The sequence below is a fragment of the Micromonospora sp. WMMD710 genome, from assembly GCF_029626045.1.
Lineage (GTDB): Bacteria > Actinomycetota > Actinomycetes > Mycobacteriales > Micromonosporaceae > Micromonospora.
The window spans coordinates 5,241,199-5,263,145 of record NZ_JARUBD010000001.1; the positions used below are offsets into that span (position 1 = coordinate 5,241,199).

General features: G+C 71.4%; 21 protein-coding genes. 7 read left to right on the forward strand and 14 right to left on the reverse strand.

Annotated features, from left to right (window positions below):
* Positions 1–35: 35 nt before the first annotated feature.
* The 5 genes from pyrE to O7620_RS24280 all read right to left on the reverse strand — a co-directional run bounded on the left by pyrE (position 36) and on the right by O7620_RS24280 (position 3,761).
* Positions 36–575: an orotate phosphoribosyltransferase gene (gene pyrE / locus O7620_RS24260; protein WP_151490996.1), complete on the reverse strand. Its 540-nt coding sequence runs from the start codon at positions 573–575 to the stop codon at positions 36–38.
* Positions 576–743: 168 nt separating this feature from the next.
* Positions 744–1,553 (reverse strand): SDR family oxidoreductase, encoded by an 810-nt coding sequence (locus O7620_RS24265; protein WP_151490997.1) that lies wholly within the window; start codon positions 1,551–1,553, stop codon positions 744–746.
* 9 nt (positions 1,554–1,562) lie between these two features.
* Positions 1,563–2,213, reverse strand: a complete 651-nt coding sequence (locus O7620_RS24270) for a hypothetical protein (protein ID WP_278125335.1) — start codon at positions 2,211–2,213, stop codon at positions 1,563–1,565.
* A gap of 72 nt (positions 2,214–2,285) precedes the next feature.
* The gene (locus O7620_RS24275; protein ID WP_278125336.1) at positions 2,286–3,086 is read right to left on the reverse strand and encodes a hypothetical protein; all 801 of its coding nucleotides are present in this window, start codon (positions 3,084–3,086) and stop codon (positions 2,286–2,288) included.
* Positions 3,087–3,176: 90 nt separating this feature from the next.
* Complete coding sequence (locus O7620_RS24280; RefSeq protein WP_278125337.1) at positions 3,177–3,761, reverse strand: DUF4178 domain-containing protein; 585 nt, start codon at positions 3,759–3,761, stop codon at positions 3,177–3,179.
* A gap of 150 nt (positions 3,762–3,911) precedes the next feature.
* Here O7620_RS24280 and O7620_RS24285 point away from each other — a divergent pair, with 150 nt between their 5' ends.
* Positions 3,912–4,805, forward strand: a complete 894-nt coding sequence (locus O7620_RS24285) for an IS982 family transposase (protein WP_278125338.1) — start codon at positions 3,912–3,914, stop codon at positions 4,803–4,805.
* Between the two features lie 21 nt (positions 4,806–4,826).
* On the opposite strand, the gene O7620_RS24290 is transcribed toward O7620_RS24285, so the two are convergent.
* The 4 genes from O7620_RS24290 to O7620_RS24305 form a co-directional block, all read right to left on the reverse strand.
* The gene (locus O7620_RS24290) at positions 4,827–5,672 is read right to left on the reverse strand and encodes a hypothetical protein (RefSeq protein WP_278125339.1); all 846 of its coding nucleotides are present in this window, start codon (positions 5,670–5,672) and stop codon (positions 4,827–4,829) included.
* A gap of 69 nt (positions 5,673–5,741) precedes the next feature.
* Positions 5,742–6,122 (reverse strand): nucleotidyltransferase family protein, encoded by a 381-nt coding sequence (locus O7620_RS24295; RefSeq protein WP_151491002.1) that lies wholly within the window; start codon positions 6,120–6,122, stop codon positions 5,742–5,744.
* Positions 6,123–6,244: 122 nt separating this feature from the next.
* Positions 6,245–8,836, reverse strand: a complete 2,592-nt coding sequence (gene clpB, locus O7620_RS24300) for an ATP-dependent chaperone ClpB (RefSeq protein WP_151491003.1) — start codon at positions 8,834–8,836, stop codon at positions 6,245–6,247.
* A gap of 85 nt (positions 8,837–8,921) precedes the next feature.
* On the reverse strand, positions 8,922–9,566 hold the full coding sequence (locus O7620_RS24305; RefSeq protein ID WP_278125340.1) for a helix-turn-helix domain-containing protein: 645 nt from the start codon (positions 9,564–9,566) through the stop codon (positions 8,922–8,924).
* An 85-nt stretch (positions 9,567–9,651) separates the two neighbouring features.
* On the opposite strand from O7620_RS24305, the gene O7620_RS24310 reads away from it, so the two are divergent.
* The 4 genes from O7620_RS24310 to O7620_RS24325 all read left to right on the forward strand — a co-directional run bounded on the left by O7620_RS24310 (position 9,652) and on the right by O7620_RS24325 (position 13,257).
* A complete protein-coding gene (locus O7620_RS24310) occupies positions 9,652–10,788 on the forward strand; it encodes an epoxide hydrolase family protein (protein WP_278125341.1) in 1,137 nt (378 codons plus the stop codon).
* 112 nt (positions 10,789–10,900) lie between these two features.
* Positions 10,901–11,401, forward strand: a complete 501-nt coding sequence (locus tag O7620_RS24315) for a TrkA C-terminal domain-containing protein (protein WP_278125342.1) — start codon at positions 10,901–10,903, stop codon at positions 11,399–11,401.
* Positions 11,402–11,406: 5 nt separating this feature from the next.
* Entirely contained in the window at positions 11,407–12,618 is a 1,212-nt protein-coding gene (locus O7620_RS24320) for a cation:proton antiporter (RefSeq protein WP_151491007.1), read from the forward strand.
* Positions 12,619–12,825: 207 nt separating this feature from the next.
* Complete coding sequence (locus tag O7620_RS24325) at positions 12,826–13,257, forward strand: hypothetical protein (RefSeq protein WP_151491008.1); 432 nt, start codon at positions 12,826–12,828, stop codon at positions 13,255–13,257.
* Positions 13,258–13,468: 211 nt separating this feature from the next.
* On the opposite strand, the gene O7620_RS24330 is transcribed toward O7620_RS24325, so the two are convergent.
* From O7620_RS24330 to dnaK, 5 genes are all read right to left on the reverse strand, one after another.
* Positions 13,469–13,663: a hypothetical protein gene (locus O7620_RS24330; RefSeq protein ID WP_151492648.1), complete on the reverse strand. Its 195-nt coding sequence runs from the start codon at positions 13,661–13,663 to the stop codon at positions 13,469–13,471.
* Between the two features lie 127 nt (positions 13,664–13,790).
* The gene (locus tag O7620_RS24335) at positions 13,791–14,231 is read right to left on the reverse strand and encodes a helix-turn-helix transcriptional regulator (RefSeq protein ID WP_151492650.1); all 441 of its coding nucleotides are present in this window, start codon (positions 14,229–14,231) and stop codon (positions 13,791–13,793) included.
* A 30-nt stretch (positions 14,232–14,261) separates the two neighbouring features.
* Entirely contained in the window at positions 14,262–15,449 is a 1,188-nt protein-coding gene (dnaJ, locus tag O7620_RS24340; RefSeq protein ID WP_278125344.1) for a molecular chaperone DnaJ, read from the reverse strand.
* An 85-nt stretch (positions 15,450–15,534) separates the two neighbouring features.
* Complete coding sequence (gene grpE / locus O7620_RS24345) at positions 15,535–16,293, reverse strand: nucleotide exchange factor GrpE (RefSeq protein ID WP_278125347.1); 759 nt, start codon at positions 16,291–16,293, stop codon at positions 15,535–15,537.
* A gap of 47 nt (positions 16,294–16,340) precedes the next feature.
* Entirely contained in the window at positions 16,341–18,209 is a 1,869-nt protein-coding gene (gene dnaK, locus O7620_RS24350) for a molecular chaperone DnaK (RefSeq protein WP_278125349.1), read from the reverse strand.
* A gap of 220 nt (positions 18,210–18,429) precedes the next feature.
* Here dnaK and O7620_RS24355 point away from each other — a divergent pair, with 220 nt between their 5' ends.
* Both O7620_RS24355 and O7620_RS24360 read left to right on the forward strand, forming a co-directional pair.
* A complete protein-coding gene (locus O7620_RS24355) occupies positions 18,430–20,247 on the forward strand; it encodes an ABC transporter (protein ID WP_278125350.1) in 1,818 nt (605 codons plus the stop codon).
* The gene (locus O7620_RS24360; RefSeq protein ID WP_278125352.1) at positions 20,244–21,929 is read left to right on the forward strand and encodes a GTPase; all 1,686 of its coding nucleotides are present in this window, start codon (positions 20,244–20,246) and stop codon (positions 21,927–21,929) included. Before O7620_RS24355 ends, O7620_RS24360 begins: the two co-directional genes overlap by 4 nt.
* Positions 21,930–21,947: the final 18 nt, after the last annotated feature.

Here is a 21,947-nt window from a genome sequence, read left to right on the forward strand (position 1 = left end):
CGCCTGCATATCAGCAGATCCGAATCGGTAAACTTTTACGCCACAAGGCCGAGGTCAGCCAACGTATAGGCCGCCCGGTACGGCAATCCGGCGGCTCGCACCGCGTCGCCGGCACCTCGATCAACAATAACCGCCACGCCCACGACTTCGGCTCCGGCCTCACGAAGCGCCTCGACCGCGGTCAACACACTTCCGCCCGTCGTCGACGTGTCCTCCACCGCCAACACCCGGCGGCCGGCCACCTCCGGTCCCTCGATCCGTCGCTGAAGACCGTGCGCCTTGCCCGCCTTGCGCACCACAAAGGCGTCCAGAGCACGACCGGTCGGAGCGGCGGCGTGCAGCATCGAGAGCGCGATCGGGTCCGCGCCCAGGGTGAGCCCGCCGACGGCGTCGTACTCCCAGTCGGCGGTGAGGTCGAGCAACACCCGGCCGACCAACGGAGCAGCCTGGTGATGGAGCGTGACACGTCGCAAATCGACGTACCAGTCCGCCTCGCGCCCCGAGGACAGCACGACCCGGCCGTGGACCACAGCCAGGTCGGTAATGAATTTACGCAGGTCGTCGTGGTCCCCCATGGCGATAGAGGTTACTGCGCAAGTCTGGACGTCGTGTGAACGGCCCACCCCGATCAGCCCAGTGAGGCACCGATGGTTGGCGATGTTCGACTACGCTCAGCGACCGGCCCGGTTGCGTCGCGCCAACGTCACGACTTCGACGACCGGGCGCCGAACGACCGTGCGGGCTCAGCTGGCGTCGCGACCGATCCGACCGCGCGTGTCCCGGGAGACGGCCTGGAGCAGCCGGCGCGGCGCGTGCCGCAGACCGGCGACGGCCACCTTGTACTTCCACGCCGGGATGCTGACCAACTTGCCTTTGCCCAGGTCACGCAGGGCTTCGTCGACCACGTCCTCGGCTTTCAGCCACATCCACTCGGGTGTCTTCGACATGTTGATGCCGGCCCGTTGGTGGAATTCGGTGCGGGTGTAGCCGGGGCAGAGAGCCATCACGCGTACGCCGAACGGCCGCGCCGACTGGCCGACGGACTCGCTGAAGTTGGTGACCCACGCCTTGCTGGCCGAGTAGGTCGACCCGGGCATCACCGCGCCGAATCCCGCGACCGAAGAGACATTTATCACTGCCCCATCCCGTCGTTCGGTCATCGGTCGCAGGGCCGCGAGGGTCAGCCGCATGACCGCGTGCACGTTGAGCCGCAGCAGGCGCGCCTCGTCCTCGGCGGTGGAACGCAGGAACGGCTTGTTCAGGCTGATGCCGGCGTTGTTGACCAGCAACTGCACCGGGCTACCGTCGCCCAGTCGCCGCTCGACGACATCGCAGCCGTCGTCCGTGGACAGGTCCGCCGACAGGGTCTCCACCTCGCGGCCGTACCGGGACCGCAACTCGTCGGCCAACTCGGTCAGTCGGGCCGCGTCCCGGGCGACCAACACCAGGTGCCAGCCGTCGGAGGCCAGCCGCCGAGCGAACGCCGCACCGATGCCGGCGGTGGCGCCGGTGACCAGGGCCCGTCGCTCGGCACTGGAGGGGTCGAGCGTCACGGGCGGTCCTCACCTGGGCGGATACGGGGGCTGCGGCTGGTACGGGGCGGGCGGAAACCCGGGCGGAGCGGACGACACGGTCGGCGCCGACGGGCGATGCCGACCGAACCAGGTGCTCGCCGCCGGCAGCGCCAGCAACGCGGCTACCACAAGGTAACCGAGGCCCTGCGCCACGGAAAGCCCGGCGTTGACCGGAATCCACCACGACGGGTACGCGTCCGCGATCAGGCCCAGCAACTCGGCGGTGGCCCGTTCACCGTCACCCAGTCGCAGCGGGGCGGCCCGCTCGCCGATGAGCACCGCCACGCTGCAGCAGCCGGCGAGCAGACCGAGCCCACAGACGACCCAGGTGGCCACCCGGACGCCGCGCCGACCGGCCAGCAGGCCGAGAGCCAGACCGGGGAGCAGGATCGCGGAGAACGCCGCCACCACCGCCGACAGCACCGCGGACACCCGCAGCAGGGTCACCACGTCGTCGATCTGCCGCGGGCTCGCCGACGTGCCGCGGGCGGCCGAACGGAACGCGTCCACCGTCCGCCCCAGCACCGCCAGGTCGACGACGGTGTACGCGAGCGCGGCGACCGCCATCACCAACAACACCGCCGTGGCCAGCAGGACCACGGCGGGCCGTCGGGCCGGCGCCGATTCGGGGTACGACACGACGAATCCCTCCGGTAGGCGTCGGGTTGCAACCTACTCGGAGGGATCGTCGGCGTCGTGCTTATCGAGCCGTCAACTCGACGGCGGGGTCGTGCCGGGACGGTCGGCCGGCGGCGTGTCGTCGGGCCGATCCGCACTGGACGGCGGATTACCCGGCTGCCCCGGCGCCGGTGCCGACGGGTAGCCCGGCTCGCCGGTGGACTGCGGGTAGCCCGGCTCGCCGGTGGACTGCGGGTAGCCCGGCTGGCCCGGCGCCTGCGGGTAACCCGGGTAGCTGGCGCCCGGGGTTGGCGGCTCCCAGCCCGCGGCGGGCTTGCGGAAGAACGCGTTGGCCTTCGGCAGCGCCAGCAGGATCAGCGCCGTGAGCAGCGCGATGATGCTGACCACGCCGAGCAAAAGGCTGACCGGGGTGGTCCAGGAGGGCACAGCCTCCTCGATGCGACGCTGGACCTCCTCGCCGCTCGGTGCACCAGCGGTGTCCCCACCGGTGGTGAAGCTGCCGCCGCCCGCCCCGCTGAGGAGGCTGCCACCCGTGCAGCAGACCAGGATGCCACCGACGATCCAGGTGGTGATCCGGGAACCGTTGCGGCCCTGGTTGTTGAACAGGGCCAGGACGCCCAGCACAACCGCGAGCAGGAGCAGCAGGATGCTGACGCCGACGATGAAGGCGAAGGCGACGTCCGCGATCTGATCGGCGTTCTCGAGGGAACTGCCCGCGTACGCGTCGCTGATCGCGTCACGTATCTTGCCGGCGGTGCTCAGCGTGATGATCAGGCTGATCACCTGGCACGCGAGGAACAGGAACAGCAGGTAACTGGAAATCGACACGATGGATGGCCGCTGACGGGCCGGCGTGCTCTGGGTATCGACCACGATTCTCCTTCCCTAAGATCGCGCCCACACCGTATCGACAACCGGCCACTCCGGCATGCCGTGGCGGGCCGGCGCGTCCACCCGATCGGCTCAGTGCTCCTCGACGGGAGGTCGGATCGTCAGGTCGGCGAGGTCGAGCAGGTCACCGCGGGCCACCCTCCAGCCCTCCTCGCCGTACGCCTCGAAGGAGAGCCGCGCGGCGCCGCCGGACTGGTAGTCGTGGTAGCGCATCGTGCCGGATGACGGCAGGTCCGTCTCGCCTCTGGCGGTGTAGCGCGCCTGCCCGGTTTCGGACCAGGTGTAGCGCCGCCCGTCGAGGTCGATCGTCGGGGCACCCGGGCTGACGGCCGCACCGGGCTCCGCGGTCCAGAGCACCAGCTCCAGTTCGGGGCCATCCTCCACGGAGAGCCGGTGCCGGCTGCCGGACTCGTCGTCGAGCAGGTGCTGCACCCAGCTCCAGTCCCCCTCGACGAGACGGATGGTGCCGCTCACGACGTACTCCTGTTGGCGGATCCGCACGCGGTCGCCCAGGGCCAGACGGTGTGGACCACCGCGCGGCGACTCCGCCGGCTGGCCGCCGGACCGGGCCGCAGCCCCCCGCCGGGCCCGTGCGACCACGACGACCACCGCGAGTACGGCTACCGCCCCCACCAGGTACGTCACCAGCGCGTCCACCCGACCACCTCCCCAGGTACGTCGGCGCAGACGGTAACAACCGTCGGTACCAGGAAGGCCCGTGCTGTGGCCGACAGCTCAGCTAGACGAGTAGTTCCGAAGTCAGGGGTCGATGTCTGGGCATGAAGAGAGGGCATCCAAGATCATGTTGTGACGCAAGACCTGGATACCCTCTTGACCGCACTGTACGTGAAGATCGACGACAGCATCCGCACGCCCCGGTGGCGGGGCCGGCCGCCGCTGTTGACCGACTCCGAACTGGTATGCCTCGCGGTGGCGCAGGTCCTGCTCGGCGCCCGCTCGGAAGCGCATTGGATCCGCTACGCCCGTATTCATCTCGCCGGCATGTTTGCCTACCTGCCGCAGCGGCCGGGCTACAACAAGCGGCTCCGTGCGGCGCTTCCGCTGGTCAAGAAGGTGATCCGGGACCTGGCGCGCGACAGTGACTTCTGGTTCGACAACCACTGGATCGTCGATTCCACCCCGATACCCTGCGGCATGTCGCGCCCGACGGCGCAGCGTTCGGACCTGGCCGGCTGGGCCGGATACGGCTACTGCGCCTCCCATTCCCGCTTCTTCTGGGGCCTCCGGCTCTACCTGGTCTGCACCCCGACCGGGATGCCGATCCTGTGGGCCCTGGCGAACCCGAAGATCGGCGAGCGAGAGGTCCTCGCCGCGATGCTCGACGTCGAGGCCGCCGTGGTGGCCGAGCACGACGGGATCCTGCTGATCAGCGACAAGGGATTCGCCTCCACGCCGTTCGAGCGGCAGTTGGCCGAACAGGGCATCGAACTACTGCGCCCGTCCCGCAAGAAGGAGAAGACCCGCTACGGCGAGCCGATGCTCAAGAAGGTCCGACAACTGATCGAGTCGGTGAACGACACCCTCAAGGGCCAGCTTGACCTGGAACAACACGGCGGACGGACCTTCGCCGGTGTGGCCGTCCGTGTCGCCCAACGCCTGCTCGCCATGACAGCGGCGATCTGGCACAACAACAAGACCAGCGCGCCCGTCACCCGGTCACTGATCGCCTACGACCACTAACCGGAATTCGGAACAACTCGTCTAGCGGGCGTCGTCGGGCGGCACCGGCGGTCCGGGCGGCGCGGAGGCCGCGCCCGGCGCAGGTGCCGCACCCGGCGTCAGGTGTGCGGCCGGGTCGGGACAGATCAGGTAGCCGGGCGGGACCGGCTGCTGCGGGGGCAGGAAGCCCGGCAGGCCGGGATACCCGTAGCCGGTCGGCAGATAGGCGGTCGGGGCGTAGCCGGGGACGGGCGACGCCCACGCCGGAGTGGGAAGCGCGGTGCCCGGCACGAACCAGCGGTTCGCCGGCGGCAACGCCAGCAGCAGGACGACGGCCGTGGAGAGCGTCAACACGGTGAGCACACCCAGCCCGGCCGCGGGGAAGAACAGGTCGTCCCAGGGGTCGGTGCCGGAGTAGAGCGTGTCGAAGAACGTCGACGTGTCCCACTCGTCGGCCGACTCGGGCACCGACTCCGCATCGATCTCTCGTGTCGTCAGCAGGGGCACGATGAACCCGCCGGAGCAGCACTGTGCGACGCAGACCAGCAGTTGCGCGCCACTGGCGACGAAGACCAGGATCCGCGCCAGGTTCCCACCTCGCCAGACCGGGAGGGCGGTGACCGCCAGCCACACCGCGAGCAGCAGAGCCGGTACGCCGAGGATGAACCCCATCGCGACGTTGCCCTGTCGCTCGCCGGCCACCTCCGCCGGGTCGGCGTCCGGCACCAGCCGCACCGCGCGGTCGATCTGGTTGTCGAAGTGCACCGTCTCGACGACCGTCAGCGCGGCCAGGCCGAGCAGGACCAGCACCACGGCGAGTTGCAGCCAGAAGGCGATGGTCACGGTGGCGGGCCGGGGCAGCCGGGGTGCGGTGGCGGGCGGGCTCATGGCTCGCAACGTACGGAAGGTCAACGGCCACCGGCAGGACCGATCGGGCAACGCCGACCGGCGAATGGATCATGCTGAGGCGAGGCGGTGGGTGGCGTAGTTGCCGAGGGTTTCCCGGTCCATCACGCAGCCGACGAAGGTGGTGAACTCGGTCGGGTCGTCGCGCAGCGACGTCCAGGTCGCCCGGGCGGCCTCCGGATCGATCCGTTCCAGCAGCGTGGCCGCGTACGCCCGGCCGGCGGGTGACCCCTCGGCGAGCACCCGGTCGAGCTGCCGGCGTACCTCCTCGGGGTGGTCGTCGAGGGCGGCCGCGACCCGGTGGTACGCCTCGGTCACCGGCAGCAGCGTGCCGGCGATCCCCACCCCACCGAAGGCGAGCGTGTCGGCCCCCACCAACTCGTCGACGGCCGCACGAAGGTCCCGCTCCCAAGCGTTCCGCATCCCGAACATGGCTTCCACCTTTCCCCGCCGGCCCACCTCTCACCCTGTTGATCAAGAGGTTTGCGTCATGAGAAGACGTCTCATTGACGCAAACCTCTTGATCACCGTGATCAGGCCGGGGTGGGGCTGGGTTAGGCCGGGGTTACTGTGAGGGTGTTTGAGCTGGTGTTGAGGTCTGTCTTTACCGTGTCGCCGTCTCGGATCGTTCCGCTGAGCAGAGCCTTGGCCAGCTGGTCTCCGATTGCGGTCTGGACCAGGCGGCGCAGCGGGCGGGCACCGTAGATCGGGTCGTAGCCGTGCTCGGCCAGCCAGCCCCGGGCGGCATCGGTGATCTCCAGGCCGAGCCGCCGGTCGGCCAACCGCCGCCGCATCCGGTCCAGCTGGATGTCCACGATGGAGTACAGATCATCGCCCCGCAGCGAGGCGAAGACCACGATGTCGTCCAGCCGGTTGAGGAACTCCGGCTTGAAGTGCGACCGGACCACCGCGAGGACGCCCTCCCGGCGCTGCTCCTCGGCCAGCGTCAGGTCGCTGATCACCGACGACCCGAGGTTGGAGGTGAGGATCAGGATCGCGTTGCGGAAGTCCACCGTACGACCCTGGCCGTCGGTGAGCCGACCGTCATCGAGCACCTGGAGCAGCACGTCGAAGACGTCCGGGTGCGCCTTCTCCACCTCGTCCAGCAGGATCACCGAGTACGGCCGGCGGCGCACCGCCTCGGTGAGCTGGCCGCCCTCCTCGTAGCCGACGTACCCGGGCGGGGCACCGACCAGGCGGGCCACGGAGTGCTTCTCGCCGTACTCGCTCATGTCGATGCGGACCATCGCCCGCTCGTCGTCGAAGAGGAACTCGGCGAGCGCCTTGGCCAGCTCGGTCTTGCCGACACCGGTCGGGCCGAGGAAGAGGAAGCTTCCGGTCGGCCGGTCCGGGTCGGCGACACCCGCCCGCGCCCGGCGTACCGCGTCGGAGACCGCGCTCACGGCCTCGGCCTGGCCGACCACCCGGCCGCCCAGCGACTCCTCCATCCGCAGCAGCTTGGCCGTCTCGCCCTCCAGCAGCCGGCCGGCCGGGATGCCCGTCCAGGAGGCGACGACCGCGGCGATGTCGTCGGCGCCGACCTCCTCCTTGAGCATCGCGCCGTCGGCCTGGAGCCGGGCCAGTTCCTCCTCGGCCTGCGTCAGCTCGACCTTCAGCGCGGGGATCCGGCCGTAGCGCAGCTCGGCGGCGCGCTCCAGCTCCCCGTCGCGCTCGGCCCGCTCGGCCTCACCGCCCAGGCGCTCCAACTCCTCCTTGGCGGTGGAGAGCTTGGTGATGTGGCTCTTCTCCGTCTGCCACCGTTCGGAGAGCACGGTGAGCTGCTCGCGCTTGTCGGCCAGCTCCTTGCGCAGCCGCTCCAGCCGCTGGGCGGAGGCGTCGTCCGGCTCCTTGGCCAGCGCCATTTCCTCGATCTCCAGTCGGCGGACCGCCCGCTCGATCTCGTCGACCTCGACCGGCCGGGAGTCGATCTCCATGCGTAGCCGGGACGCGGACTCGTCGACCAGGTCGATCGCCTTGTCCGGCAGGAACCGGTCGGTGATGTAGCGGTCGGAGAGGGTGGCGGCGGCGACCAGCGCGGCGTCGGTGATCCGTACGCCGTGGTGCACCTCGTAGCGCTCCTTGAGCCCGCGCAGGATGCCGATGGTGTCCTCGATGGTCGGCTCGCCGACCAGCACCGGCTGGAAGCGCCGCTCCAGAGCCGGGTCCTTCTCGATGTGCTCGCGGTACTCGTCCAGCGTGGTGGCGCCGACCATCCGCAGCTCACCGCGGGCGAGCATCGGCTTGAGCATGTTGCCGGCGTCCATCGAGCCCTCGCCCTTGCCGGCGCCGACGACGGTGTGCAGCTCGTCGAGGAACGTGATGACCTGCCCGTTGGAGTTCTTGATCTCCTCCAGGACGGACTTCAGCCGCTCCTCGAACTGGCCCCGGTACTGGGCGCCGGCGACCATCGCGCCGAGGTCCAGCGAGACGAGCTTCTTGTCGCGCAACGACTCGGGCACGTCGCCAGCCACGATCCGCTGGGCGAGGCCCTCGACGATGGCGGTCTTGCCGACGCCGGGCTCGCCGATCAGCACCGGGTTGTTCTTGGTACGCCGGGAGAGCACCTGGATGACGCGGCGGATCTCCGAGTCCCGGCCGATCACCGGGTCGATCTTGCCGTCGCGGGCGCTGGCGGTGAGGTCGACGCCGTACTTGGTGAGGGCCTGGTAGGTCTGCTCCGGGTCGGCGGTGGTGACCCGCCGGTCCCCGCCCCGGACGGTGGGGAACGCGGCGACCAGGGCCTCCTCGGTGGCACCGGCCGACTTCAGTGCGGCGGACACACCGCCGCCGACCCGGGCCAGGCCGGCGAGCAGGTGCTCGGTGGACGTGTACTCGTCGCCCAGCGGCCGGGCGATCTGCTCGGCGGCGCCGATGGCGTTGACGAACTCGCGGGCCAGGGTGGGCTCGGCGATGCTGGAGCCCCGTGCCGCCGGCAGGGCGTCGACCGCCCGCTGGGCGGCCCGGCGCAGCTCGGCGGGGTCGCTCCCGACGGCGCGCAACAGGCCGGCGGCGGTCGAGCCGTCGGTGTCCAGCAGGGACAGCAGCAGGTGCCAGGGCTCCACGGTGGCGTGACCACGCTGGTTGGCCACCGCGACGGCGCCGGTGATGGTTTCGCGGCTCTTGGTGGTGAGTCTTTCGGTGTTCATGGGCTCCCCCGGATCGGCGTTGTCCATTGGGTTGGACACAACCAGAGTTGAGCGTATTCCACTCAACCTTAGCCTGTGACGCCCATCACTCCCGCCGCCGCCACCGCCAGTCGAACTCCCCGGCCGCCGGCGGCGGCCCGGGCAGCGGGTCCGTGTCCGGCGCCGTCGACAGGCCGGCCAGCAACACCGCGAGCTGCCGGCGGCGCAGCTCCCGGGTCCGCTCCGCATCGGGTACGCGTACCGCCGCGCACGCCTCCAGCAGCAGGCCCAGGTCCTGCGGCACGGCGTCGGCGCGCAGCCGCCCGCTGGCGTGCGCCCGGTCGACCAGCGCGGTGGCCAGCTCGCCGGCACGCACGGCGTCCCGACCCATCTCCTCGGTCGGGGTGAACGTGCCGGCCAGGTGGACGGTGAGCGAGTGCACGTCGGCGTCGACCACACGGGTCAGGAAACCGGTGAACGCGGCCCAGTCGTCCGGCTCGGCGAGCGCCGCCTCCGCCTCGGCCACGTAGCGGCGCAGCCCGTCGTGGCAGAGCTGGCGCAGCAGATCCTCCTTGCCCGCGTACCTCCGGTAGAGGGCGCTGATGCCGACGCCGGCGCGGTCGGCGACGGCGGCGATCGGGGCCTTCGGGTCGTCGAGGAAGACGGCGCGGGCGGCTTCGAGGATCACCTCGTCGTTGCGGGCGGCCTGGGCGCGGCGACCGCCGAGCGTCTTTTCAGGGGTCGTGGACATGCCCTCAGACTAACAGTGGAACGGATCGTTCCGCTCTGCTACTGTCATTGCAGAACGAAACATTCCGTTCCGAAGGAGTCCTCGCATGACCGGCACCGCGATCCGCCCGTTCCGCGTCGAGATCCCGCAGACCGCCCTCGACGAGTTGGCTTCCCGACTGGACCGCACGATCTGGCCCACCGACCTGCCCGGTACCGGCGACACGTACGGGATGAGCACCGACCGGGTCCGCGCCCTCGCCGACCGCTGGCGCAACGGGTTCGACTGGCGGGCCGTCGAGGCCCGGCTGAACACCCACCCACAGTTCGTCACCGACATCGACGGCGAGCAGATCCACTTCCTGCACGTCCGGTCGTCCCGGCCGGACGCCACCCCGCTCGTGCTCACCCACGGCTGGCCCGGCTCGGTGCTGGAGTACCTCGACGTGATCGCCCCGCTCGCCGAGCCGACCGACCCGACCGCGCCGGCCTTCCACGTGGTCGTCCCATCGCTGCCCGGCTTCGGGTTCTCCGGCCCGACCCGCAGCGCCGGCTGGAACCAGCACCGCACGGCCCGCGCCTGGGCCGAGCTGATGAACCGACTGGGGTACGACAGCTACGGCGCGGTCGGCAACGACGCGGGCTCGATGGTGGCGCCCGAGCTGGGCCGGATCGATCGTGACCACGTGCTGGGCGTCCACGTCACCCAGCTCTTCTCGTTCCCCTCGGGCGACCCGGCCGAGTTCGCCGGACTGTCCGAGGCCGACCAGGCGGCGCTCGCGCACCTCCAGTGGTTCTACGAGAACAAGTTCTCCTTCAACCAGGTGCACAGCCAGCAGCCGCAGACCCTGGCGTTCGCGCTGGCCGACTCACCGGTCGGGCTGCTCGCCTGGAACGCCCAACTCTTCGACGAGAGCCTCGACGCCGACTTCATCCTGGGCAACGTGGCCCTGTACTGGTTCACCGGCACGGCCGCCTCGGCGATCCGCTTCTACTGGGAGGACGCCCACGCCGGCGAGCAGCCGACCGAGCCGACCACGGCACCGACCGCGCTGGCCATGTTCCCCGGCGACTTCCAGTCCATCCGCCGCTTCGCCGACCGGGACCACACGAACATCGTCCGGTGGACGGCGTACGAGAGCGATGTCGAGGGTCGAGGAGACGTCGGCGGCCACTACGCCGCCCACCAGGCCACCGATGTCCTTGTCGCCGACATCCGCGAGTTCTTCGCCAGCCTCCGCTGACCGTTGATCCACTCGGCTTCCTGGAAGTCGGGGTATCCCGTGGGTCGGCCCGGAGCACGCAGCGCGTTCCGCCAAGATCTGCGTTCTGTTCACTTGGCGGTAGCCTTGGAGGGTGCGAGTACGTGTCGAGCAGACCGCCTTACCCGGGATCGGAGTGCGTCACGATCTGGTGACCGAATCCGGTCGTCGGCTCGGCGTGGTCTCCCACCGCAATGGTCGCCGGGATCTCGTCCTGTACGACCCCGACGATCCCGACTCCTGCCAGGCGGACATCCCGCTGACCGACGACGAGGCGGAGGCGCTGGCCGACATCCTCGGCGCGTCGCTGATGCTCGGGCAGCTCTCCGGGCTGCGTGAGCAGGCCGCCGGCCTGCTCACCGAGCAGATCGCCATCCCGGCGGGGTCGCGGTACGTCAACCGGAAACTCGGCGACACCAAGGCGCGTACCCGCACCAGCGCCTCCATCGTGGCGGTGCTGCGTGAGGGCGAGGTGATCGTCTCGCCGCTTCCCTCGTTCCGCTTCGCGGCCGGTGACGTGGTGGTCGTTGTCGGGACCCGCAGGGGTCTCGACGGCGTGTCCGCCATCCTCGCCGACAGTGACCCGGACGGCTGAGGCGGATGCACGAATCCACCACACTGCTCGTCGAAGTCGGCGCGCTGCTGCTGCTGCTTGGCGTCCTCGGTCGGCTCAGCCGCCGCGTCGGTCTCTCACCCATCCCCCTCTACCTGCTGGCCGGTCTCGCGTTCGGGCACGGCGGGCTGCTTCCGCTCGCCGCCAGCGAGGAGTTCTTCGCGGTCGGCGCCGAGATCGGCGTCATCCTGCTGCTGGTGATGCTCGGCCTGGAGTACTCCGCCAACGAACTTGTCGGCAACCTCCGCTCGGCCGCGCCGGCCGGGCTGATCGACGGCGTCCTCAACGCGTTGCCCGGTGCCGCGTTCGCCCTGCTGCTCGGCTGGGACTGGGTGGCCGCCCTGGTGCTCGGCGGCATCACCTGGGTGTCGTCCTCCGGTGTGATCGCCAAGGTCCTCGCCGACCTGGGCCGACTCGGTAACCGGGAGACCCCGGTGATCCTCTCGGTCCTGGTGATCGAGGACCTGGCGATGGCGCTCTACCTGCCGCTGGTCACCGCGGTGCTGGCCGGTACCGGTCTGCTCGGCGGCGGCATCGCGCTCACCGTCGCGGTGGGCACGGTGCTGATCGTGCTGGTGGTCGCCATCCGGTACGGCCACCTGATCTCGTCCGCCCTGTCGGCGAAGGACCCGGAGGCGCTGCTGCTCGGCGTACTCGGTCTGACCCTGCTGATCGCCGGCATCGCGGCGAAGCTCCAGGTCTCGGCGGCGGTCGGCGCGTTCCTGGTCGGCATCGCGCTCTCCGGCCCGGTCGCGCACCACGCCACCGAACTGCTCTCTCCGCTGCGGGACCTGTTCGCGGCGGTGTTCTTCGTCTTCTTCGGCCTGGTCACCGATCCGCGGGACATCCCTCCGGTGCTGCTGCCAGCGCTCGCGCTGGCCGTGGTCACCATGGCGACGAAGACGCTCACCGGTTACCTCGCGGCCCGGCGGGTCGGCATCGCCGAACCCGGTCGATGGCGGGCCGGTTTGGCACTCGTACCCCGTGGTGAGTTCTCCATCGTCATCGCCGGGCTCGCGGTCGCCGCCGGCAGCGTCGAGCCGCGGTTGGCGGCGCTGGCGACGGCGTACGTCCTCGTCACCGTGGTGACCGGGCCGATGCTGGCCCGGCTGCCCGACTTCCCGTGGTTCAAGCGGTGGCTGCGCACCCGCGCGGCGGCCGCGGCCCAGCGGGCGGCGGCGGTTCCGATCCACGACTGACGCTCACCGCCGTTGCCATGCCCCTCGGCGCGGCAACGGCGGTGGCCAGGACACCCGAACGGCCGTTCGGGCAAGGTCTACCGACGGATGCCGAATTGCGCCCTGCGGGTACTACCGCAGCAACCGGCGGCGGGTTACCGTTTCGCCGCAGCAGCCAGGGTCCGCAGGCAGCGTTGCCAGACGCGGGCGAGAGCGGAAGGTTGGCCGGTGAGCGTGCAGGAGTCGACGTTCCACGGCTTCGCCAACCCCGTCGATCCGACTCCGGCGGAGTTGCGAGCGTGGGCGTACAAGCCCGATTCGGTGCCGTTGGCTTCCATGCCACCCGACTGGGATCTGCTGGTCTCCGGTGACCGGCTGGTCCTGACGCTCTTCGAGTTGGCCATGGACCCGACCTGCCCGGCGCGCCGCTTTGCGCTGCACTGCCTCTACATCTACGCGGCGGACGGCATCCGGACGAACTTCCGTGCCCACCCCAAGCGCCGCTTCCGCAAGCTGGTCGAGCAGGCCGAGCGCGACGGTGACGAGCTGATGAGGATCTGGGCGCACAACGGTCGCGTCCTGCTGGCCCGCCCGGATCTCTTCGTCTACCGGGACTGGTGCGAGGGTGGCCTGGTCCGGGAGAACCGCCGCCTCGGCTGAGCGGGGAATCGTGACGATGATCGTTGGCAGCTCAGCGGTCGGCTGCCCGGCGTGTCGAGTCGCTCAGCCGCCAACGATCACCAGCTGGGCCTGAACGCCAACGCGAACGGGCCGGGACCCCCGCCGCGGCAGCACCGCGTCCCGGCCCGCACTCACCAACGCGAACGGGCCGGGACCCCCCGTGGGTCCCGGCCCGCACGTCGGTCACCGGTCAGTCGCGCTTCCGTTCGGTCTCGGCCCGGGCCTGGTCGACGCCGTGGTCGGTCTGGTCGGCGAACCGCCCCTCGACGATCCGGTCCCGGAAACTTCCCTCGGTCACCTTGTCGAACTTCTCGCGGACGGTGTCGGCCAGGTCCTCCAGCCGTTCCTCCGTCTGCTGGGCGACCTTCTTCGCCGGCTCCGCCATCGCTCCCCCTCGCCATGCCGGTGGGTCCGAATTAAGCCGGTTGGACCCGTATCGACAGGTTAACGGAAGCGGCCCGACCCGCGCCGGAAAATGCGGCGCGGACCGGGCCGAGACAGCGAAAAGCAGGTCAGCGATCGGGCATGCGGCGGGGCCGCCAGACCACCAGCGCGGTGGACGTGCGGTTGGTGGGCACCAGGTCACTGCCCGGGAAGCGGGCCAATGACTCCAGCTCGGCCACCCGGCGGTACGCGGCGTCCAGCTCCGCCTCCAGTCGGGCCACCCGCTGCTGCGCCTGCTCCAGCAACCGCTCCAGCCCGATGATCCGCTTGACGCCCGCCAGGTTGATCCCGTCGTCCTGGCTGAGCCGCTGCACCTCGCGCAGCAGCACCACGTCGCGCACGCTGTACCGACGGCCGCCACCGGCCGCCCGACCGGGCTGCACCAGCCCCAGCCGGTCGTACTGGCGCAGGGTCTGTGGATGCATCCCCGCCATCCGCGCCGCGACCGAGATCATCAACACCTTGGCCTCGTAGGCAGGGTCACTCGAACCGAGGAACTCGCCCGACATGCCGCTCACCTCCGCGTCCATCCCACCGGACTAACTGACCCGACGCACCCGTGCGTCGAGATGTTCCCTGGCCGCCGGCGGGCTCTGCTCGGCGAACGCCTCCAGCGCCGCGCGCGCCTCGTCGGACAACCGGGACGGCACCACCACGTCCAGCGTGACCAGCAGATCGCCGGCCTGCCCGTCGCGGCGGACCACACCCTTGCCCCGCGCCCGCAGCACCCGACCGCTCGGCGTACCCGGCGGCACCCGCAGGGTCACCGCGCCGTCGAGCGTGGGCACCCGCAGGTCCGTGCCGAGCACGGCCTCCGCGAACGTCACCGGCACGGTCAGCGTCAGGTCGTCTCCGGTACGCCCGAACAGGTCGTCCGGCCGGACCTTGACGTGCACGAACAGATCACCGGCCGGGCCGCCGCGCTCGCCCGGCTCACCGCGCCCCGCCAGCCGGATGCGTTGGCCGTCGGCCACGCCGGCCGGGAAGCGCACGTTCATCGTGCGGGTCTTGGTGACCCCGCCGCTGCCGTGGCACTCGGGGCACTTCTCCTCGACCACGGTGCCGACGCCCTGGCAGTTGCGGCACGGCTCGGAGAAGCTGAACGACCCCTGGTTGCGGGTCGTCACCCCGGCGCCGTGGCAGACCGGGCAGGTCCGCGGCTGGGTGCCGGGCTTGGCCCCGTTGCCGTGGCAGGTGTCGCAGACGCCCGGGGCGCGCAGCGTCAGGGGCAGGGTCACCCCGCGCACCGCGTCCCCGAAGTCCAGTGCCACCTCGGTCTCGACGTCCCGACCACGGGCCGGACCGCGCGGGGTGGCCTGCCCACCGGCCTGCCCACCGGAGAAGATCGAGCTGAACAGGTCCTGGAAGCCGGCCCCGCCGAAGCGACGGTCGCCGCCCCCGGCGGCGCCACCGCCGAACAGGTCGGAAACGTCGAACGGCATACCGCCCGGCTGGCCGCCGCCCCGGGCATTGCGCCGGAACGCGCCCGAACCGAACAGCGAACGCATCTCGTCGTACTCCCGGCGGCGGCCGGCGTCCGAGAGCACGTTGTACGCCTCGGACGCGGCCTTGAACCGCTCCTCGGCCTTGGCGTCGCCCGGGTTGTGGTCCGGGTGCGACTCCCGGGCCAACTTGCGGTACGCCTTCTTGATGTCATCCGCGGAGGCGGCCTTGTCCACGCCGAGCACGGCGTAGAAGTCCTTCTCGAGCCAGTCCTTCGAACTCACCGGTCCACCCCCTTCCAACCGTCGTGGCCCGGCCGTCCCGCCCACCGCTGAGCGGTGGGCGGGACGGCCTGGTCACCGTTTCGCACTATTCCGGATCCGCGACCGCGACCAGCGCGGGGCGCAGCAGCCGCTCACCGAGCTGGTAGCCGCGCCGCATGACCTGCACGCAGGTCGGTTCGCTGACCTCGGCCGAGGTCTGGTGCGCGACCGCCTCGTGCCGGGTCGGGTCGAACGGGTCGCCCTGTTCGCCGAAGGCGTTCAGACCGAACTTGCCCAGCGCGGTGGTGAGCTGTTCCGCCACCGTGCCGAACGGTCCGACCAGGTCGCCGTGTTCCCGAGCCCGGTCCAGGTCGTCGAGGATCGGCAGCAGCGCGGCCAGCACCGAGCCGGTCGCCTGCCCCTGCACCAGGCTGCGGTCCCGGTCGACCCGCTTGCGGTAGTTGGCGTACTCCGCCGACACCCGCTGGAGATCCCGGGTCCGCTCGTCCAGGTCGGCCCGCAGCGCCTCCAGCTCGGCACCGAGCGTGGTGCCGGTGCCACCGCCGTCCGCCGGCTTCGCCGGGGCGTCCACCACCGGCGGGCCGGACGGCTCCGGCCCGTCGGTGGAGTTGACCTCGACCTCGATCTCGTCGACCACGATCTCGGCGTCCTCGACCAGACCTTCGGCGGGGACGTCGTTCCCCGCGTCGGCGGCGGCGCCCTCCGGCTCCGTCGCGTCGCTGAGCTTGCGGTTGTTGCGGATGACGACCCGCTCCTCGGCGCCGGTGGTCGGCTCCGTGGGCGCGGAGCCACCCGGCGTCGACCCGGTGTCGCCCGGGTCGGCGGCTCGTGGCTTCTGCGTCATGCGGCTACCTCATCCCTTTGCCGTGGATACGTGTCGGAGGCCGACGGTCACTTCTTGCCGTCCTCGTCCACGATCTCCGCGTCGACCACGTCGTCGGCACCACCGGCAGCGCCGGGCTGCGGGCCGGTCGCACCGGTCGCACCCGGGCCGGCCTCGCCGCCCGGCTGCTGGCCCTGCTCGGCCTGCTGCGAGTAGAGCAGCGAACCGGCCTGCTGGGAGACCTGCGCCAGCTTCTCGTGCGCGGACTTGATCTTCTCAATGTCCTGACCGCCGAGGGCGCCGCGCAGCTCGCCGAGCGCCTCGTTGAGCTGCTCCCGGTTCTCGCTGGGCAGCTTGTCGCCGCTCTCGGCGAGGAACTTCTCGGTCTGCCACTGCAGCGCCTCGGCCACGTTGCGGGTCTCGGCGTCGTCGCGGCGGCGCTTGTCCTCCTCCGCGTGCTCCTCGGCGTCGCGGCGCATCCGCTCGATGTCGTCCTTCGGCAGCGAGGAGCCGCCGGTGATCGTCATCTTCTGTTCCTTGCCGGTGCCCAGGTCCTTGGCGTGCACGTTGACGATGCCGTTGGCGTCGATGTCGAAGGCGACCTCGATCTGCGGCACGCCGCGCGGCGCCGGCGGGAGGCCGGTCAGCTCGAAGGTGCCGAGCTTCTTGTTGTAGGCCGCGATCTCCCGCTCACCCTGGAACACCTGGATCAGCACCGACGGCTGGTTGTCGTCCGCCGTGGTGAAGACCTCGGAGCGCTTGGTCGGGATGGTGGTGTTGCGCTCGATCAGCTTGGTGAAGATGCCGCCCTTGGTCTCGATGCCCAGGCTCAGCGGGGTCACGTCGAGCAGCAGGACGTCCTTGACCTCACCCTTGAGCACACCGGCCTGGAGGGCGGCGCCGACGGCGACGACCTCGTCCGGGTTGACGCCCTTGTTGGGGTCGCGACCGGTGAGCTGCTTGACCAGGTCGGTCACGGCGGGCATCCGGGTCGAACCACCGACGAGGATGACGTGCTCGACGTCGGAGATCTTGATCCCGGCGTCCTTCACGGCCTGCTCAAACGGGCCCTTGCAGCGGTCCAGCAGATCCTGCGTCATCCGCTGGAACTCGGCGCGGCTCAGTGTCACGTCGAGGTGCAGCGGGCCGGCGGAGCCGGCGGTGATGTACGGCAGGTTGATGTTGGTGGTGGTGGCGGCGGACAGCTCGATCTTGGCCTTCTCGGCGGCCTCACGGAGCCGCTGCAGGGCCATCTTGTCCTGACCGAGGTCGATGCCGTGCTCACCGCGGAACGTCTTGACCAGGTGGTCGATGATCCGCTGGTCCCAGTCGTCGCCGCCGAGGTGGTTGTCACCGCTGGTCGACTTGACCTCGATGACGCCCTCGGCCAGCTCCAGCAGCGACACGTCGAAGGTGCCGCCGCCGAGGTCGAAGACCAGGACGGTCTGCTCCTTGGAGCCCTTGTCCAGCCCGTACGCCAGGGCGGCCGCGGTCGGCTCGTTGACGATCCGCAGCACGTTGAAGCCGGCGATCTCACCGGCCTCCTTGGTGGCCTGGCGCTGGCTGTCGTTGAAGTAGGCCGGGACGGTGATCACCGCGTCGGTGATCTGCTCGCCCAGGTACGCCTCGGCGTCCCGCTTGAGCTTCATCAGCGTCCGGGCCGAGATCTCCTGCGGGGTGTACTTCTTGCCGTCGATGTCGACGGACCAGTTCGTACCGACCTCGCGCTTGACCGAGCGGATCGTCCGGTCCGGGTTGGTCACCGCCTGCCGCTTGGCGACCTCACCGACGAGCACCTCGCCGTTGCGGGCGAACGCGACGATCGACGGGGTCGTCCGCGAGCCCTCAGCGTTGGCGATGACGGTGGGCTCACCGCCCTCGAGAACGCTGACGCAGGAGTTCGTCGTGCCGAGGTCGATACCGACCGCACGTGCCATCTTCGCTTCCTCACTTCGTAAGGTTGTGCAGGTGACGGGCATCGCCCGGGGCTGCCTGGCGGGCACCGCCCGCAGCGGGCCTCACCACAAGTTGAGTGAACTTGACTCAATAGTGCCACGCGTCGGCGAATCGTCAAGTCGACTTGAGCCGACCCGACGCAACCCAGCCGTTATTACCGTCCGGTTGTCTTCCCTTGCATCGGTCGGGCACGCTTTAGCGGTGACGACGCACGGCGATTCCGCCACCCGTTCCGGCGCGCCCGCCGTCGCAGCCCGCACCGGCCCGCCGGACGCCGCGGAGGAGCCGCCCGCCACCACCGGGGACGACAGCCTCCCCGGCGCGCTGTCGGGCCTCCGGGCCGCGATCGGCGCCACCCGCTATCCCCTCTCCCTGCCCTCCGCCGGGTCCGCCCGGCACACCGCCGCCGCCCTCACCGACCAGCTCGACGACTATCTGCTGCCCCGGCTCGCCCGGCTGGACGCCCCGCTGCTCGTGGTGGTCGGCGGCTCCACCGGGGCGGGCAAGTCGACGCTGGTCAACAGCCTGGTCAAGGCCCGGGTCAGCGCCGCCGGTGTGCTCCGGCCCACCACCCGCTCCCCGGTGCTGGTCTGCAACCCCGCCGACGCGGCCTGGTTCCGGCAGGGTGACCTGCTGCCCGGCCTGACCCGCACCACCGAGCCCAGCGAAGATCCGCGCGCGCTGCACCTGGTCACCGCTCCCGCTCTGCCACCCGGGCTGGCCTTCCTCGACGCACCGGACATCGACTCCGTGGTCGACGCCAACCGGGCACTCGCCAGCCAGTTGCTGGCCGCCGCCGACCTCTGGCTCTTCGTCACCACCGCCGCCCGGTACGCCGACGCGGTGCCCTGGGAGCTGCTGCGCAGCGCCCGGGCCCGGGGCGCGGTCATCGCCATGGTGCTGGACCGGGTGCCCGCCGAGGCCACCGACGAGATCGCCGCGCACCTGACCGAGATGCTCGCCGCACAGGACCTCGGCCGGGCGCCCCTGTTCGTGCTCCCGGAGACCTGGGTCGACGGTCAGGGGCTGCTGCCCGAGGGCGTCACGGCGCCGCTGGCCGACTGGTTCGCCCGGCTGGCCGCCGACGCCGACGCGCGGTCCTCGGTGGTCCGGCAGACCCTGGACGGCGCGCTGGCCGCGCTGCATCCGGCCGTCGAGGAGCTGGCCGAGGCCGCCGACGAGCAGGTCGCCGCCGCCGACGGGTTGGACGAGCGGGTCCGGGCCGCGTACCGGGGTGCCGAACGGACCGTCGAGCAGGGCCTTCGGGACGGCCGACTGCTCCGTGGTGAGGTGCTCGCCCGCTGGCAGGAGTTCGTCGGCACCGGGGAGCTCTTCCGCACCCTGGAGGCGCGCATCGGGCGTCTCCGGGACCGGGTGGTGGCCGCCGTCACCGGCCGGCCGGCACCCTCCGCCGAGCTGCGCAACGCCATCGAGTCGCAGCTGGTCACGTTGCTGCGCGGCGTGGCGTCCGAGGCCGCCGAGTCCGCGTACACGGCGTGGAAGGCGCACCCAGCGGGAGCGGGACTGCTCGACCCGGCGCTCGCCCACCCGAGCGCCGACCTGCCCGAGCGGGCCGAACGCATGGTCCGCGACTGGCAGCGCGGTGTGCTGGAGCTGGTCCGGGTCGAGGGTGCCGACAAACGGTTCGTGGCCCGCACCGCCGCGTATGCGGTCAACGCCACCGGGTTGGCCGTGATGATCGCCGTGTTCGCCTCCACCGCGTTCATCCCGACCGGACTGGAGTTGGCCACCGGTGCCGGCACGACCGTCGCCGCGCAGGCCGTGCTCCAGGCGATCTTCGGCGACCAGGCGGTGCGTACCCTCGCCGCCAAGGCGCGTGGCGACCTCCTGGAGCGGGTACGAACGCTGCTCGACGTGGAGGCAGACCGCTTCCTGACCCGCACCGCCGGCGCGCGGCCCGACGCGGAGGTCGGCGACGGGTTGCGCCGGGCCGCCGGCCGGGTCGAGCTGGCCCGACACCGCAGTGGCCTGGCTGCCGACGAGGAGGGCTCCCGGTGACCAACATCACCGGTCGGATCCGGGAGGCGTTCCGGGGTGACCAGCGCGTCGACCCCGACGCGCTGATCGCCCGCCTGGACGCCGTGAGCCGGTTCCTGACCGCGGTGGACGGCCTGCTGCCCGACTCCGAGCTGGTGCCCGCGCACACCCTTGTCGAGCGGGCCGGCACCCGGCTCGCGTTGTCCCGTGACCACACCGTGGTCGCCCTCGCCGGGGCCACCGGCAGCGGCAAGTCCAGCCTCTTCAACGCGTTGGCCCAACTGGAACTCTCGCCGGTCGGCGTCCGCCGGCCAACCACCGGTGTCACGCACGCCTGCGTGTGGGGGCCGTTGGAGGGCGCCAACCGGCTGCTCGACTGGACCGGCGTGCTGCCCCGGCACCGCTTCGTCCGGGAGAGCGCGCTCGACGCGGACGACGAGACCGCGCTGCACGGGCTGATCCTGCTCGACCTGCCCGACTTCGACTCCGTGCAGCGATCCCACCGCCTGGAGGTGGACCGGCTGCTCGGCCTGGTCGACCAGGTGGTCTGGGTGGTGGACCCGCAGAAGTACGCCGACCGGGTCATCCACGACAGCTACCTGCGCGAGTTCCACCGGCACCGCGACGTCACGCTGGTCGTGCTCAACCAGGCCGACCGGCTCTCCCCGGCCGAGTTGCCCCGGGTCCTGGACGACCTGCGCCGACTGCTCGACTCCGACGGCCTGACCGGCGTACCGCTGCTGGCCACCACCGCCATCGACCCGGCCGGGATGGTCGGGCTGCGCACCGCACTGGAACGGACGGTCGCCGAGCGGCAGGCCGCCCTGCGCCGGCTCGCCGGTGACGTCGACTCGGTGGTCGCCGGCCTGGACGAGCTGGTCGGCTCGGCGCGGCCCGCGGGCGGACCGGACGACGCGACCGTCGCCGGACTGAACCGGGCGCTGGCCGGCGCCGCCGGGGTGCCGGCGGTGAGCGAGGCGGTGGAACGGGCGTACCGCCATCGGGCCGGCGCGGCCACCGGCTGGCCCGTGGTCCAGGGCTGGCGGCGGCTGCGGCCCGACCCGCTGCGCCGGCTGCACCTGCCCGGCCCGGCGGGCGAGGGCACCGACCCGGCGGAGAGCCTGGTGGCGGCCACCTCGGTGCCGGATCCGACGGCCGCGCAACGCTCCGCGCTGGGCCTGGCGATCCGCGCGGTGGCCGACCGGGCCGCCGCCGACCTACCCGCGGCCTGGCCGGCGGCGGTCACCTCGGCCGCCCGGTCCCGCCTCGGCGACCTGCCGGACGCCCTGGACCGCGCGATCGCCGGCACCGATCTCGGTCTGGACCGCCGACCGGTGTGGTGGCGGGTCGTCGGCGGTGTGCAGTGGCTGGTCACCCTGGCCGCCGTGGTCGGGCTGGGTTGGCTGGCGCTCGGCTACGCGTTGCGGGTGCTCGGCCTGCCCGCGCTGGACAACCCGATGGTCGGTCAGGTGCCACTGCCCACCGTGCTGCTGCTCGGCGGCCTGCTGGCCGGGCTGCTGGTGGCCGCGCTGGCCCGACCCGTGGTGCGCTGGGCCGCCCAGCGGGCGCGGGCCCGCGCCCGGCAGCGGCTCACGGTCCGGGTCGCCGAGGTGGGCGAGGAGTACGTGCTCGCCCCGGTGCGGATCGTGCTCGCCTCGTACGCGCGGGCACGGGACGCGCTGCGCGACGCCGCCCGCCGCTGACGTCCCCACGGCTCGCTA